The 15,463-nt window shown below is 60.2% G+C and carries 11 protein-coding genes; 8 read left to right on the forward strand and 3 right to left on the reverse strand.

Features of this window, described 5'->3' with window-relative positions; genetic code table 11:
* Nucleotides 1-141 precede the first annotated feature (141 nt).
* The gene (locus tag KGB23_RS21915; RefSeq protein ID WP_223432567.1) at nt 142-420 is read right to left on the reverse strand and encodes a DUF3509 domain-containing protein; all 279 of its coding nucleotides are present in this window, start codon (nt 418-420) and stop codon (nt 142-144) included.
* Between the two features lie 344 nt (nt 421-764).
* On the opposite strand from KGB23_RS21915, the gene KGB23_RS21920 reads away from it, so the two are divergent.
* Both KGB23_RS21920 and KGB23_RS21925 read left to right on the forward strand, forming a co-directional pair.
* Nucleotides 765-2,603: a long-chain-acyl-CoA synthetase gene (locus KGB23_RS21920; RefSeq protein ID WP_223432568.1), complete on the forward strand. Its 1,839-nt coding sequence runs from the start codon at nt 765-767 to the stop codon at nt 2,601-2,603.
* 111 nt (nt 2,604-2,714) lie between these two features.
* Nucleotides 2,715-3,233, forward strand: a complete 519-nt coding sequence (locus tag KGB23_RS21925) for an ankyrin repeat domain-containing protein (protein WP_223432569.1) — start codon at nt 2,715-2,717, stop codon at nt 3,231-3,233.
* Between the two features lie 163 nt (nt 3,234-3,396).
* Here KGB23_RS21925 and KGB23_RS21930 read toward each other — a convergent pair whose 3' ends face one another.
* Together KGB23_RS21930 and xthA are read right to left on the reverse strand one after the other, a co-directional pair.
* Complete coding sequence (locus tag KGB23_RS21930) at nt 3,397-4,737, reverse strand: substrate-binding domain-containing protein (protein WP_223432570.1); 1,341 nt, start codon at nt 4,735-4,737, stop codon at nt 3,397-3,399.
* 130 nt (nt 4,738-4,867) lie between these two features.
* Nucleotides 4,868-5,680: an exodeoxyribonuclease III gene (xthA, locus tag KGB23_RS21935; RefSeq protein WP_095128964.1), complete on the reverse strand. Its 813-nt coding sequence runs from the start codon at nt 5,678-5,680 to the stop codon at nt 4,868-4,870.
* Nucleotides 5,681-5,856: 176 nt separating this feature from the next.
* Between xthA and KGB23_RS21940 the strand changes: the two genes are divergently transcribed.
* The 6 genes from KGB23_RS21940 to KGB23_RS21965 all read left to right on the forward strand — a co-directional run bounded on the left by KGB23_RS21940 (nt 5,857) and on the right by KGB23_RS21965 (nt 15,419).
* Nucleotides 5,857-6,507, forward strand: coding sequence for a GNAT family N-acetyltransferase (locus tag KGB23_RS21940; protein ID WP_223432571.1), 651 nt, complete (start codon nt 5,857-5,859; stop codon nt 6,505-6,507).
* Nucleotides 6,508-6,572: 65 nt separating this feature from the next.
* On the forward strand, nt 6,573-8,300 hold the full coding sequence (locus KGB23_RS21945; protein WP_223432572.1) for an autotransporter assembly complex protein TamA: 1,728 nt from the start codon (nt 6,573-6,575) through the stop codon (nt 8,298-8,300).
* Nucleotides 8,297-11,971, forward strand: a complete 3,675-nt coding sequence (locus tag KGB23_RS21950) for a translocation/assembly module TamB domain-containing protein (RefSeq protein WP_223432573.1) — start codon at nt 8,297-8,299, stop codon at nt 11,969-11,971. Before KGB23_RS21945 ends, KGB23_RS21950 begins: the two co-directional genes overlap by 4 nt.
* Nucleotides 11,972-12,261: 290 nt before the next feature.
* The gene (locus KGB23_RS21955) at nt 12,262-12,735 is read left to right on the forward strand and encodes a MarR family winged helix-turn-helix transcriptional regulator (RefSeq protein ID WP_046047482.1); all 474 of its coding nucleotides are present in this window, start codon (nt 12,262-12,264) and stop codon (nt 12,733-12,735) included.
* Complete coding sequence (locus KGB23_RS21960) at nt 12,732-14,201, forward strand: efflux transporter outer membrane subunit (protein WP_223432574.1); 1,470 nt, start codon at nt 12,732-12,734, stop codon at nt 14,199-14,201. The genes KGB23_RS21955 and KGB23_RS21960 overlap by 4 nt, the downstream gene beginning before the upstream one ends.
* 15 nt (nt 14,202-14,216) lie before the next feature.
* Nucleotides 14,217-15,419 (forward strand): efflux RND transporter periplasmic adaptor subunit, encoded by a 1,203-nt coding sequence (locus tag KGB23_RS21965; protein ID WP_223432575.1) that lies wholly within the window; start codon nt 14,217-14,219, stop codon nt 15,417-15,419.
* The last annotated feature ends 44 nt before the right edge of the window (nt 15,420-15,463 follow it).

Consider the following 15,463-nt stretch of genomic DNA (forward strand, 5'->3'; position numbering starts at 1 on the left):
GTGTCAGACAGCGTCAATGTTGAATGGCACACCGCTTTCGCGAGCAAGCCCGCTCCCACAGGGAACTGCGTGATTCCAGAAACAACTCAGGCCGTGAAGCGAAAGCTTTCACGGCCTGTTTGTTTACAGCTCTGGAACGGTTTACACCGAGTGATACGTCGGCAGGGCAAACCGCTGCTGGCTTTGCAGCATGGAAATCTGCGGCAGTTCGCTGGCCTGTTCGGCGATGTCACGGCGAATGGCACTGATCACCCAGGACAGCTGATCGCCAGCATGCATTTGCTGGTAGGAAATCGAGCGTTTGAAGACTTTGCCGTCGGTGCTGCTCAAGGTCAGCAGAATGCCGCCGTCCGGACGTGGCTGGGTGGTCACTTCGAAGTTGGAGAACAGGGACGAAAATTTTTCTTGGATCAGGTTCATGTCTATCAGCTCCGTTAGCTCTTGAATGGCAAGCATGCAGAGGTAGTTGCAGTGATTGTGCCAGCACCTGATTTTTTAAAAGTCCTTACATATCAATTAGTTAGTTTTTAAGTGCTTTTGCACTTTCGTGCAATCTGCATGAATGGCCATCGTGCATCCTGCATTTTGCGTGGTCGACGTCGATTCGATGGAACCATTTGCCCGGCGCAAGCTCACGATTTCGAATGCCGCAGACGTGGATACAAATCATTTCAAAAACCGCGTGTACAGCTCAGGAACCGCTGACGTATTTTCGGCCTCAATCAACGCCGCCCGAACAATAAAAAGATCGACCGGGAGCAACCATGAGCCGCACGCCGAACGACACGATTACCTGGGGCATGATGCTCCGCAAGCTGCCTTCCATTGCCAAAGCCATTCCCAGAGTGGTGAAAGGTATGAAAGCCGCCAACGTCAAGGACCCGACCCAACCGTGTGGCCTGGGCTGGAGCTTCGAGCAAGCGACGTTGCGCAATCCCGACGGCCAGGCATTGCTGCAGGGCGAGGTAGCGCTGACGTATTTTCAGGTCAACCAGTGGGCGAATCGCATTGCCCATCATCTGATTGCCCAAGGCATTCGCAAGGGCGATGTGGTGGCGGTCTTTATCGAGAATCGCCCGGAACTGCTGGTGACGATTCTGGCGGTGGCCAAGGTCGGCGCGATCAGTGCCTTGCTCAATACGTCGCAGACCCGCGATACACTGGCTCACAGCCTGAACCTGGTGGCACCCGCGGCAATCATTGTCGGAGAAGAGCTGATGCCGGCGTTTTCGGCGGTCCGCGAACGGGTGTCGATCGAGGCGGCGCGCACCTGGTTCGTCGCTGATCAAGACACCTTCAGCCATCCGGGCATTGCGCCCGACGGGTTCATCAACCTGATGACCACCAGTGCCGACAGCTCCAGCGCCAACCCCGCCAGCAGTCAGCAGGTTTTTTTCGACGACCCTTGTTTTTATATCTACACCTCGGGCACCACCGGCTTGCCCAAGGCGGGGGTGTTCAAACACGGCCGCTGGATGCGCAGCTCCGCAAGCTTCGGGCAGATCGCCTTGGATATGCGCCCGGAGGATGTCGTCTATTGCACTTTGCCGCTCTATCACGCCACCGGGCTGTGCGTGTGCTGGGGCTCGGCGATCAGTGGCGCCTCGGGCTTTGCCATTCGCCGCAAGTTCAGCGCCAGTCAACTCTGGAACGACGTGCGCAGGTACCGCGCGACCACCCTCGGTTATGTCGGCGAATTGTGCCGCTACCTCGTGGATCAACCGCCCAGCGCCGACGACAGCAAGCACCGTGTGACGAAGATGATCGGCAATGGCCTGCGCCCCGGCGCGTGGGGCGAGTTCAAGACGCGATTCGGGGTGAACCACATCTGTGAGCTGTACGCCGCCAGCGACGGCAACATCGGTTTCACCAACATCCTCAACTTTGATAACACCGTCGGTTTTTCCCTGATGTCATGGGAGTTGGCGGCGTACGACCACGACAGCGGCGCGCCGATTCGGGATGCCCAGGGCTTCATGCGCAAAGTCGCCAAAGGCGAGCAGGGACTGTTGCTGGCGAAGATCGACGACAAGGCGCCGCTCGACGGCTACACCGATCCGCAGAAGACCGAAAAGGTTGTGCTGCACGACGTGTTCGAGAAGGGCGACCGTTATTTCAATACCGGTGACCTGCTGCGCAACATCGGTTTCGGTCATGCACAGTTTGTTGACCGCCTGGGAGATACATTCCGCTGGAAGGGCGAAAACGTCTCGACCACCGAGGTCGAAAACATCCTTTTGCAACACCCGAATATTTCCGAAGCCGTGGCCTACGGCGTGGAAATCCGCAACACCAACGGGCGTGCGGGGATGGCGGCGATTACGCCAGCCGAGTCCCTGGCGACCCTGGATTTCAGTGAGCTGCTGGCTTTTGCCCGAGAGCAAATGCCCGCCTATGCGGTGCCGTTATTCCTGCGGGTGAAGGTGAAAATGGAGACCACCGGCACCTTCAAGTACCAGAAGACTCGCCTCAAGGACGAAGCCTTCGACCCCGGCAAAACCGGCGATGATCCGATCTACGCCTGGCTGCCGGGGACCCAGACTTACGTGCAGGTCACTCCGCAGTTGCTGGCGGATATTCACGGCGGCGCTTTTCGTTATTGAATGCAGCGTTATTGAATGTGGCTATGGCCGTCCATGAGAAAAAAGAAGTGACAGCCTCGGGGCTGCTCGGGAAACTGTCGGCTTTGCGAATAATCGAACGTGGAGTGCCCAATGTCAGACCAAAGCCGCCAGATGTCCCCCGAAGAAGCCGCTGAATTTGCCGAACAGGTATTCAACAAAGCGCGCGAGGGCGATGCGGCCATGATGGCTGCGCTGTTGACCAAGGGCCTGCCGCCGAACCTGCGTAACCACAAGGGCGACACCTTGCTGATGCTGGCCGCTTACCACGGCCATGTGGATACCGTAAAAGTGCTGCTCGAGCACAAGGCCGATCCGGAAATCCGCAACGACAACGGCCAGAGCCCGATTGCCGGCGCGGCGTTCAAAGGTGACCTGGCGGTGGTCAAGGCACTGGTTGAAGGCGGCGCGCAAGTGGAGGGTTCGTCCTTCGACGGTCGCACTGCGCTGATGATGGCGGCGATGTTCAATCGCGTCGAAATCGTCGACTACCTGATCAGCAAAGGCGCCGACCCGAAAGCCAAGGATGCCAATGGCGTCTCTGCGCTGGATGCCGCCAAGACCATGGGCGCGGTGGACACCACGGCGCAGCTTGAGAAATTGCTGGGCTGATCTCCTCCGTGTAGCAGCTGTCGAGCCTGCGAGGCTGCGTTCGGCTGCGCAGCAGTCGTAAAACCTGTATGTGCGGTCTCCCTGAAACACCGCATCGCCTGATTTCACGACTGCTGCGCAGCCGAACGCAGCCTCGCAAGCTCGACAGCTGCTACACACACCGTCAATACACCCAAACCTCAACCCGCCGATTCTTGATTCGCCCCTCATCCGCGCTATTGGCCGCCACTGGCATCTCGGCGCCAAAACCACGAATCTCGCGAAACACCACGCCGCTTTTCACCAGCTCCCGCCGCACCGCCATCGCGCGCAGTTTCGACAGCAGATCGGCGCGCGCCGGATCACTTTTGGCGTCGCCAAACCCCACCAGCGTCACCTGCCGATTGGTCTTGTCACGCTGCTTTATATAGTCGAGCACCCGCCAAAGGTCCTGCCGGGCCTTGTTGTCCAGCGTCGCACTGCCTTCTTCGAAACGGAAATTCACCGTTAGTCGCTGGGCGTGACGGCTGAGCGCCTGATAACCCTCCGGCATCAGTGCATTCGGTGTGACGGTCATGGCCTGGATGGTCTGAGCTATAAAGCCATTGGCCGCGACAATCGCCTGACCCTTGCTGCTTTGGGCGAACGCCACCAGAGCTTCGGCCCAGGGATTTTTCCCATTGGGCGGTAGGTAAAAGAACAGCCGGCGCGACAGCGGATAGTCTTCCGTGGCAATCAGACTGTTGAGCGGCAACATGGCTTGGGATTGGCCGTCAGCAATCGCCACGGCTTTGGCCTGACGCACGTAAGGCAGGCCGATGAAGCCGATACCTTGCGGGTCGAGGCTGACCGCGTCGGACAATTGCTCGCTGGATTCGAACCGTTTCGCCGCGCTGCTCAGCGTTTTCCCACGACGGCTGAGGACCAGTTCCTTGAACGTGTCATAGGTGCCCGATTGGTCATCCCGCGCATAGAGATGAATCGTCCCACCGGTGCCGCCGAGTTCTTCCCAGGTTTTTGCCTCGCCGCTGAAGATTCGCGCCAGTTGTTCGGTGTTCAGTTCACTCAACGGATTTTGCGGATGAAGAATGATCGCCAGGCCATCGATGGCAATGACCTGCTCGGCGCCGGGGCTTTTAAAGTCGCCCAGGCGTGCAAGGTCTGTCCGTTCGCTGTCCTTGATCGGGCGCGAAGAGGCGGCGAGGTCGGCGGTGGAGGTTTTCAGGGCGGTGAAACCGGTGCTGGAACCGTGGGCCGCAATGTCCACCGCGACTCGGCGGCCTTGAACGGTTTCGCCGATCACGCGCAGTTCGTTGGCTTTGTCCGGGGTCTCGCTGTGAATCTTCAGCAAGCCCTGTTCGCGCATCAACCCCTCAACCAACGCCGGGCCCAATGCCGCGCCAATGGTGTTGGAGCCCTGGATGCGCAGCACCGGTCCAGACTCGGGCATCGGCAACGCGCCAGCCGAAGCCGTCAGCGGCAGCCAGGCGCACAGCATCAACAGGAACAACACGCGCAGCGTCATGCCGGCACCTTATAAGCCAAAGGAAGTGCCGGGAGAATAAGTCAGTAAGGTTTCTGAAAGATGACAGTTATCGACATTGTGGGAGCGAGCCTGCTCGCTCCCACTGTTGATCTGTGTCGACAGGCAGAGATCAGCTCAGTTCAAGCCAGATCGGCGCGTGATCCGACGGCTTTTCCATCCCGCGCAGTTCGTAATCCACCCCCGCATCCTTCACACGTGGCAACAACCCGTGGGACGCCATGATCAAGTCAATCCGCAGCCCACGCTTGGGCTCATCCTCAAAACCGCGGCTACGGTAATCGAACCAGCTGAAACGGTCGGCCACCTCCGGGTTCAAGTGACGGAAGCTGTCCACCAGGCCCCAGTTCTTCAAGCGGGCCATCCACTCGCGTTCTTCCGGCAAAAAGCTGCATTTACCGGTTTTCAGCCAGCGTTTCATGTTGTCCGGGCCGATACCGATGTCGCAGTCTTCCGGGGAAATATTCACGTCGCCCATCACCACCACCGGCTGATCGTTGCTGAACTGGCTTTCCAGTAATTGCTGCAGATCGCTGTAGAAGCGTTCCTTGGCCGGGAACTTGGTCGGGTGATCGCGGCTTTCGCCCTGTGGGAAATAGCCGTTCATGATGGTCACCGGCACGCCATTGGCATCGGCGAACGTGCCCCAGATGAAGCGGCGCTGAGCGTCTTCTTCATCGGTGGCGAAACCTTTGTGCAGCGCGATAGGTTCCTGACGCGAGAGCAGGGCGACGCCGTAGTGACCTTTTTGACCGTGGAAATACACGTGATAGCCCAGCGCCTGAACCTCGGCCAGCGGGAATTGGTCGTCGTGTACCTTGGTTTCCTGCAGTCCGATCACGTCTGGCTGATGCTTTTCGATCAGCGCCGCCAGCTGATGGGGGCGAGCGCGCAGCCCGTTGATGTTGAAGGAGACGATCTTCATGGTCGGCAGTCCTGGCAAAAGGGCGATGCTAGCTGACATGTAGGATCGGGGCTAGCGTGGCAGTAGTCCAAATGCGCTGCTAATGTCTGGGGGCGTGGGAACGATCGCGACTGCGCAAGGCTCGTACCAATAAGAACGAGGCCTTTTTGAGCCTCGCCCAGGGGAGATCTACCGTCATGCCCGAAACCTCGACCGTCATCGCCGATATTCACATGCTCGACAACGGCTATTCCCGCGAAGCACGTTCGCTGTTGTACCAGGCTTACCGGCATGAGCCGACGTTCGGCTACCTGTTCGAAGCGGAGCGTCCCGGTTATGAACAGCGGGTTCGCGCCACCGTGCGCGAGCTGGTCAAACAACATTTTCTTCAGGACTTGCCGGCCATCGGCCTGCTGGTCAACGACCGGTTGATCGGCATCGCGCTGATCGCGCCGCCGCAACGTCGCCTTGGCATCACTGAGAGTTGGGCCTGGCGCCTGCGCATGGTGCTCAGCACCGGGTTTCGCTGCACCCGACGCTATCTCGAGTATCACGATGCCGTGATGGCTTGCGTGCCGTCCGATTCGGTGCACCTGCTGCCGTTGCTGGGGGTTCATCCGCAATTTCAGGGCCAACACTTTGGCGAACAATTGCTGCAAGCGGTGCACAACTGGTGCGCGGTGGATGAACACTCCGAGGGCGTAATCCTCGATACCGGGAATCCTCGTTATCTGGAGTTCTATAAGCGCCAGGGTTATGAGGAAATCGGTGAGGTCGCCGTAGGACCAATTCGCGAACACGTGTTTTTCCACGCCAATCCGCAGGTGTTACAAACAGCAACGGCATAAAGGTAGAACTTTCACGCCACGCCAGGCTCTATCACGCTCCCAAGCTCGTGATAGCATCCGCGCCTATGAATTTTCCAGGAAGAATGACCAGCGGCGTGCTGATGCTGATTACCAGCTGCGCGGCGCTGGCGCAAAGTGAATTGGATGTGCGGATCAAACCGTCCAACGATGAACTGAAAGCCAATATAGAGGGCTATATCGGCAGCCTCGGCGATCGTGACGAAGAAGCCTTGCTGCGCTTCAGTCGTGGCGCCGAAGAACAGGCACGCAAGGCCGCCCAGGCCTTGGGTTATTACCAGCCGCAGATCGACTCGGATGTGAAGGGCGGCAAGACGCCTCGTCTGGTGCTGAACATCGATCCCGGCGAGCCGGTGCATTTGCGCAACGTCACTATTCGCATCGACGGCCCGGCCGCCTCCCTCAAATCCTTCCGTGTACCCAAAAGCAATGCGCTGAAAACCGGTGCCGTGCTCAACCATGGCCATTACGAAGACGCCAAGCGCTTGATTCAGAATCAGGCTTCGCGCTATGGCTTTTTCAGTGGTTATTTCAGCAGCCAGAAATTGTGGGTCGACCCGCGGGCCGGCGTTGCCGACATCGAACTGATCTACAACAGCGGCCCGCGTTATTCATTGGGCAAGGTCAGTTTCGAAGGTGACACGCCGTTCGACGAAGACCTGCTGCGGCGCATGGTGCCCTTCAAGGAGGGTGCGCCTTATGACTCCGAACTGATTGCCGAACTCAATCAAGCCATGCAATCGAGCGGCTATTTCGAAAGCGTGCGAGTGGATGCGGCACCAACGGCGTCCAAGAACGACGTGATTCCGGTGGACGTCAAACTCGAAACGCGCAAACCACGGACCATGGGCCTGGGGCTGGGTTATTCCACCGACGTCGGCCCACGGATCAAGGCCAACTGGACCCGGCACTGGGTCAACCCTCAAGGGCACAGCTATGGCTGGGAGACCGAAGTTTCCGCGCCTCGGCAGAACGTCGGTGTGTTCTACGACATTCCCCTGGCCCCGCCGCTGACCGACAAACTGCGGTTCGCTGGCGGCTATCAGAACGAAGAAATTGCCGACAAGGACTCCCTGAGCAAACTGCTGACCATCGGCCCCGAGTGGCACAGCAAGTTGCCCAGTGGTTGGCAGCGAGTGGTATCGCTCAAGTGGCAGCGCGAGGAATACAGGCTCGGCGACGACTCGGGGCTCAGCACATTGCTGATGCCTGGTGTCAGCTATTCCTACCTTAAAAGTGACAACCGCATCGACCCGCACAACGGCTATCGCCTGGGATTCGAGACCAAAGTGGCCAAGGAAGGTTTGGGCTCTGACACCAACCTGATTTACGGCACCGCGTTGGTGAAAGGCTTGACCACGGTCTTCGACAAACACCGCTTCCTCGGTCGGGTGCAGGTCGGCGGCAGCGCCACCAATGGCTACAAATCGGTACCGCCATCGCTGCGCTTCTTCGCCGGTGGCGATCAGAGCGTGCGCGGCTACGACTACCAGAGCCTGTCCCCGGAGAACTCCGAGGGCGACCGCATCGGTGGCCGCTACATGGTTGCCGGCAGCGTCGAGTATCAGTACTCCATCGCCGAAAAATGGCGGGTCGCGACCTTCATCGATCAGGGCAACTCCTTCAATACCCTCGAACTGCCGGACCTCAAGACCGGTGTCGGTATCGGCGTACGCTGGGTTTCTCCGGTAGGGCCGATACGCCTCGACCTGGCCCATGCGATGGACGACGACGGCGGCATTCGATTGCACTTTTCCATGGGGCCTGAGCTGTGAAGCGTGGTTTGAAAATAACGCTGCTGGCGATTCTGGCGCTGCTGATGCTGGTCGTCCTGACCGTTGCCACAGTGCTGGGCACGGCTACGGGCAGCCGTTGGGCGCAGGGGTTTGTGCCGGGTTTGACCGTCGAGAATTTCCAGGGCCGTTTGGGTGGCCAGTGGAGTGCCGACCATGTGCTGTGGCAGCAGGACAGCAGTCGAGTCGAGCTGAACAAGGTGATTTTCGCCTGGTCGCCGCTGTGCCTGACGCGCATGACCCTGTGCATCGAGCAATTGAAGGCCGATCAGGTCAGCCTGCAATTTCCGCCAGGCACGGATGAAGACAGCAGCGGTTCAATCGAACTTCCGGACCTGGATTTGCCGCTAGCCATCGAACTCGGCGACGTCCAGGTCGGCAGCCTGCTGTTCAACGGCAGTGAAGAGCTCAAGGGGCTGCAACTGGCGGCGCACTGGACGGCCAACGGTTTGCAGATCGATTCTGTTCATTTGCAAAGGGATGACCTGAGCCTGAATCTTTCAGGCCTGCTGCAACCCAGCGGTAACTGGCCGCTCCAGGCCGAAGGCAAACTGACCCTGCCAGCCCCCGGCACCGGGCCTTGGACGCTGGCGCTGAAGGTCGACGGCGATCTGCTGAAAACCCTGAACCTGAAAGCCGACAGCAGCGGTTACCTCAACGGGCAATTGACCGGTGAACTGCAGCCGCTGGCGGAAAACCTGCCGGCCAAGGTGCGAATCACCGCCGACGGCTTCAAGCCTGGCGCTGATCTGCCGGACACCTTGCAACTCAACCAACTGGAACTCACCGGCGACGGCGACCTGAAAAACGGTTACCGGTTGCTTGGCAAAGCCACGTTGCCTGGCGAAAAAGGACCCGTCGCGTTGTTGCTGCAAGGCAAGGTCGACGCCAACGGCGCTCAGATCGCCGGGTTGGACCTCACGGCCAACGACAAGCAAAGCCTGAAACTCACCGGCAACCTCGACTGGAGCAAAGGCCTGAGCGCCGATGCCAAAATCGACTGGCTGGATTTCCCGTGGCACAGCCTTTATCCGCTGATCGACGAGCCAGAAGTGGCGTTGCGCAGCTTCAACGGTGAAGTCTCCTACACCGACGGTAAATACCTCGGCAGCTTCAAAGCCGCACTCGACGGCCCGGCCGGTGCGTTCAGCCTGACCAGCCCGTTCAGCGGCGACCTGACGAAAATCTACCTGCAACAAATTCAACTCGAAGCCGGGCAGGGCAAGGCCGAAGGGCACCTGAACCTGCAATTTGCCGATGGCATTGCCTGGGACACGGCGCTGGACCTGTCGGCGATCAACCCGGCGTACTGGGTCGCGGAGTTGCCGGGCACCCTGGCCGGACCGTTACGCAGTAAAGGCGAGATGAAGAATGAAAAACTCAGCCTGACCGCCGACCTCGATCTGAAAGGCAAACTGCGCGGCCAACCGGCAGTGATCCAGGCCAAAGCCGATGGCGGCGGCGAGCAATGGAACCTCAGCGCGCTGCAAATTCGCCTGGGCGACAACAGCATCAACGGCAAGGGCAACCTGCAACCGAAGCTTGCCGGCCAAATCGACATCAAGCTGCCGCGCCTGGCTCAGTTGTGGCCGCAACTGCGCGGTCAGCTCAATGGTCGCGTCGATGTCGCCGGGACGCTCAAGGCCCCGCAAGGCAAGCTCGGGCTGCAAGGCACGCAACTGGCCTTCGAAGACAATCGCCTGCAAAGCCTGAATCTGGACGCGACCCTCGACAGCGCGCAACGCGCGAAGATCGACCTCAAGGGCAGCGGCATCCAGGCCGGTGAGACGTCACTGGGCACGCTGACCGCCAGTGGCCAGGGCGATATCAAAAACCAGAAACTCACCCTCGACCTGCAAGGACCGAAGCTGAAGCTCGCGCTCGGCCTCGACGGCAATCTGGACCAAGGCAATTGGCGTGGGCGCCTGGCCAGCGGCGATATCCAGGCCGGAGGGCAGGACTGGAAACTGCAAGGTCCGGCGAAGTTGGAGCGGCTGGCGGACGGCAAAATCAATTTTGGCGCCCACTGCTGGGCGTCCGGCCCAGCCAGCCTGTGCGGTGAGGATCAGCGCCTGATGCCTGAGCCGAAGCTGCGTTATCACCTCAAACAGTTCCCGATCGACAGCCTGGCGCAGTGGTTGCCCAAGGATTTCGCCTGGAAGGGCCGGCTCAACGCCGACCTGCAACTGGACCTGCCGGCCAGCGGCCCGAACGGCCTGATCAGCGTCGATGCCAGCGGCGGCACGTTGCGCATCAAGGAGAAGGACCAGTGGCTGGACTTCCCGTACCAGACCCTGAAACTCAACAGCAAACTCACGCCCAAGCGCATCGACACTGATCTCAACTTCGTCGGCGGCAAGCTCGGTGAGCTGATGCTCCAGGCGCAGATCAATCCGTTACCGAAGGACAAACCGCTGACCGGCTCCTTCCGTTTGAATGGACTGGACCTGTCGGTCGCGCGGCCGTTTGTGCCGATGGTCGAGAAACTGACCGGGCGCTTGAATGGCAGCGGCACGCTCGCAGGCACGCTGCTGGCGCCGCAGGTCAACGGCAATCTGTTGCTCAGCGACGGCGAGATTTCCGGGCCTGAACTGCCGATGGACCTTGAAGCGCTGCAACTTCAAGCCGTGATCGCTGGCGAAACCGTGCAATTGAACGGCGGCTGGAAAAGCGGCAAGACCGGGCAGGGCACCTTGAGCGGCAACATCGCTTGGGGTCAGGCGTTGGTGGTTGATCTGGCGCTCAAAGGCATGCAATTGCCCGTCACCGTCGAGCCGTACGCCAAGCTGGAAGTGGCGCCGGACCTGAAGATTTCGGTGAAGGACGACAAACTGGCGATCACCGGCAAAGTGCTGGTGCCGAAAGGCGAGATCACCGTGCGCGAGTTGCCGCCATCGACGGTCAAGGTGTCCGATGACACGGTGATCGTCGGCCAGCAGACTGAAGAGGGCAAACCACCGATGGCCATGGCGATGGACATCGATGTGGTGGTCGGACAGGACAAACTCAGCTTCGCCGGGTTTGGCCTGACCGCCAACCTGCAAGGTCATGTGCACATCGGCGACAACATGGACACCCGCGGCGAGCTCTGGCTCAACGATGGGCGATACCGTGCCTACGGTCAGCGATTGACCGTGCGCCGGGCGCGTTTGCTGTTTGCCGGCCCGATCGACCAGCCGTATCTGGACATCGAAGCAATCCGCCAGACCGACGACGTGATCGCCGGCATTCGCCTGAGCGGCAGCGCCGAGCAGCCGACCACACAGATCTTTTCCGAGCCGGCGATGAGCCAGGAGCAGGCGTTGTCCTATCTGGTGCTGGGACGTCCGTTGAGCAGCAGCGGTGAGGACAACAACATGCTCGCCCAAGCGGCCCTTGGGTTGGGCTTGATGGGCAGTTCGGGGGTGACCAGCGGCTTGGCCAAGAACCTGGGGATTCAGGACTTCCAGCTCGACACCCAGGGCAGCGGCAACGCCACCAGCGTGGTGGCCAGCGGCAATATCTCCGAGAAGCTCAGCCTGCGTTATGGCGTTGGCGTGTTCGAGCCGGCCAACACCATCGCCTTGCGTTACAAACTGAGCAAGAAGGTCTACCTCGAAGCGGCGGGCGGTGTGGCCAGTTCGCTGGACATCTTCTACAAGCGGGATTTCTAAACTCCCGCGCGGTCCCCTGTGGCGAGGGGGTTTACCCCCGTTGGGCCGCGCAGCGGCCCCAAAACCTGCAACTTCATTCCTTCTGAAACCCTGCGAATCTAAAAGCGACGACTGCTGCGCAGCCGAACGGGGCGGTGCGGCGTTCCGATAAACCCCCTCGCCACAGGGGATTTGTGAAACGCCATTTATCGCTCAAATACAAAGCAACCTAACTATTACGTTGACATTCGCTGCCTAGGCAGTAACATCTCGACATACATTCTCTGCCTAGGCAGCTAATTGGTGGACAGATGAAACATTTCACCCCAGACGCATTCCACACTTGCCATCTCGGCCTCCTGCTCGGGCGCGCTGCGCTGCTCAAGGACCGGATCATCGACACGCATATGGAACCCCACGGCATCACCGCCGCGCAGTTCAAAGTGCTGATCATCATGGCCCAGTTCGGCGTCGATACGCCGGCCGAGCTGTGCCGTCACCTGTCGCTGGATAGCGGATCGATGACCCGCATGCTCGATCGTCTGGAACAGAAAGGCTTCCTCGCCCGCCAACGCTCCGAAGCGGATCGCCGTCAGGTTCAGTTGGTGCTGACCGAACAAGGCCAGCAGTTGACTGACCGCCTGCCGGAGATCGGCGCCGACGCCATGAATGAACTGGCCGGCGCGATCACCCCCGAGGAGTTGCAGACCCTCGAACAGATCCTGAAGAAAATTCTGGTGGCAGCCGGTGACTCGATCACCCTGCTGCGGGTAGGTGACAAATGAGCAGTAAAACCTTGCGTGCCGGCCTGAGCCTGGTGCTGGCGGCCATGACCCTGGCCGGTTGTGCCAGCTACAGCGGCCTGACCACCGAAGGCAAAAGCCTGGAGGCGAAAAACCTCAAGGCCGGGCAATCCCTCAGCGGCGTGACCCTGTCGCCCGCGGCCTGGCCGAAAAGCGACTGGTGGAAAAGCCTCGGCGACCCACAGCTCGATGGCCTGATCCGCGAAGCCCTGCACGACAGCCCCGACATGCAAATCGCCGACGCCCGCGCTCACCAGGCCAACGCCGCCGCTTATGCAGCGGATGCCGCACGCATGCCGACCCTCGATGCCAGCGCTGGCGTCAGCCGTTCGCGTCTGGCCCGGGATCAGGACCCGAGCGGGCAGGGCGGGACTTACTCCACCGTTCGTAACCTTGGCGCCAGTTTCAATTACAACTTCGACCTCTGGGGCGGTCAGCGTGATGCCTGGGAAGCCGCACTGGGCCAGGCCCGTGCTGCCGAAGTCGATCAACAGGCCGCTCAGTTGACCTTGTCCGCCGACGTCGCTCGCGCCTACAGCGATCTGGGTCAGGCACACATCGTCTATGACCTGGCCAGTGAAGACCTCAAGCGCACCAGGCAAATGCTCGACCTGAGCCAGCGTCGCCTGAGCTCGGGGATCGACAGTCAGTACCAGTTCCAGCAAACCGAAAGTCTGGAAGCTACCTCCGAAGCCAGCCTGATCGACGCCGAAAAACGCCTGCAAAGCGCGAAAATCGCCTTGGGCGTCTTGCTCGGTAAAGGCCCGGATCGCGGCAATGAAATCGCCCGGCCGAAGATCCTTCAGGCCAGCGCTGTAGCGTTGCCATCGGTGCTGCCGGCCGAGTTACTCGGTCGGCGTCCAGATCTGGTGGCCGCCCGTTGGCGGGTCGAGGCGGCGAGCAAGAACATCGACGCCGGCAAAACCCGGTTTTACCCCAACCTCAACCTGAGCGCCGCAGCCGGGGCCGAGTCGTTGCTGGGCGATGCGATGTTCGGTTCGGCCAGTCGTTTCTTCAACATTGCGCCGACCATTTCTGTGCCGATTTTCGACGGCGGCCGCCTGCGCGCCGACCTCGATTCCCGCGACGCCGATTACGACCTCGCGGTGGCGCAGTACAACAAAAGCCTGGTGAAAGCCCTGGGTGATGTCAGCGACACCCTCAACCAGTTGCGCGATATCGGCCGGCAGATCGGTGCACAGCAGCACGCCACCGACATTGCCCAGGATTCTTACAACACCGTGGTCCAGCGGTACGGTTCCGGCATCGGGAATTACCTGGACGTGCTCAGCATCGAGCAGCAATTGCTCCAGGCCCAGCGTCAGCTGGCCAACCTGAATGCCGAGCAGATCGACCTGTCGATTCAACTGATGCAGGCGCTGGGCGGAGGCTTCCAAGGCGAGACCCTGACCGCAGCCAACGCAACCCCAGCCACGCAGCACAACTAATTCAAGGTATTCGTCATGGCCACTGCCGATAAAGCCCAATCCCCTGACAACACTCAAGACACCAGCAATTCACGCAAACGCAAAGTCATGCTGGTAGTGCTCGCGATCGTGGTGATCCTCGCCGGTGTCGGCGTCTGGGGGTATCACGAATTCTACGGGCGCTGGAACGAAAGCACCGACGACGCCTATGTGAACGGCAACGTGGTGGAAATCACTCCGTTGGTCACTGGTACCGTGGTCAGCATTGGCGCCGACGATGGCGACCTGGTTCACGAAGGCCAAGTGCTGATCAACTTCGACCCGAACGACGCCGAAGTCGGTCTGCAAAGTGCCCAGGCCAATCTGGCTCGCACCGTGCGTCAGGTTCGCGGTTTGTACAGCAACGTCGACGGCATGAAAGCCCAGGTCAACGCCCAACAGGCTGAAGTGCAAAAGGCTCAGGACAACTTCAATCGCCGGAAAAACCTCGCCGCTGGCGGCGCGATTTCCCAGGAAGAACTGTCCCACGCTCGCGACGACCTGACCTCGGCGCAAAACGCCTTGGCCAACGCCAAACAGCAACTGAAAACCACCAGCGCGCTGGTCGATGACACCGTGGTGTCGTCGCACCCGGACGTGATGTCCGCTGCCGCGCAATTGCGTCAGGCTTACTTGAACAACTCCCGCAGCACCTTGATCGCACCGGTCACCGGTTATGTCGCCAAGCGTTCCGTGCAACTGGGCCAACGCGTCCAGCCGGGCACGGCGCTGATGGCGGTCATTCCGCTGGATCAGCTGTGGATCGACGCCAACTTCAAGGAAACCCAACTGCGTGACATGCGCATCGGTCAGCCGGTAGACATTGAAGCCGACCTCTATGGCAGCGACGTGAAGTTCAGCGGCACCATCGACAGCCTCGGCGCTGGCACCGGCAGCGCGTTTGCCCTGCTGCCGGCGCAGAACGCCACTGGCAACTGGATCAAGATCGTCCAGCGGGTGCCGGTGCGGATTCACATCAACGCCGAAGAACTGGCCAAGCACCCATTGCGGGTCGGCCTGTCGACCCAGGTCGATGTGAACCTGCGTGACCAAAGCGGCCCGGTGCTGGCACAACAGCCGCCGCAAAAGGCCTCGTTCAGCACCAATGTGTATGACCGTCAGTTGGCCGAGGCCGACGCGATGATCACTCAGTTGATCCACGACAACAGCGCTGCGGTCAGCAAAACCGTTCAACGCTGATTCGCCAATCCCTCAGCGGCGCCCATTGAAAGGCGCCGCGCCAG

The organism is Pseudomonas sp. GL-B-26, from assembly GCF_019947405.1.
Taxonomy (GTDB): Bacteria; Pseudomonadota; Gammaproteobacteria; order Pseudomonadales; family Pseudomonadaceae; genus Aquipseudomonas.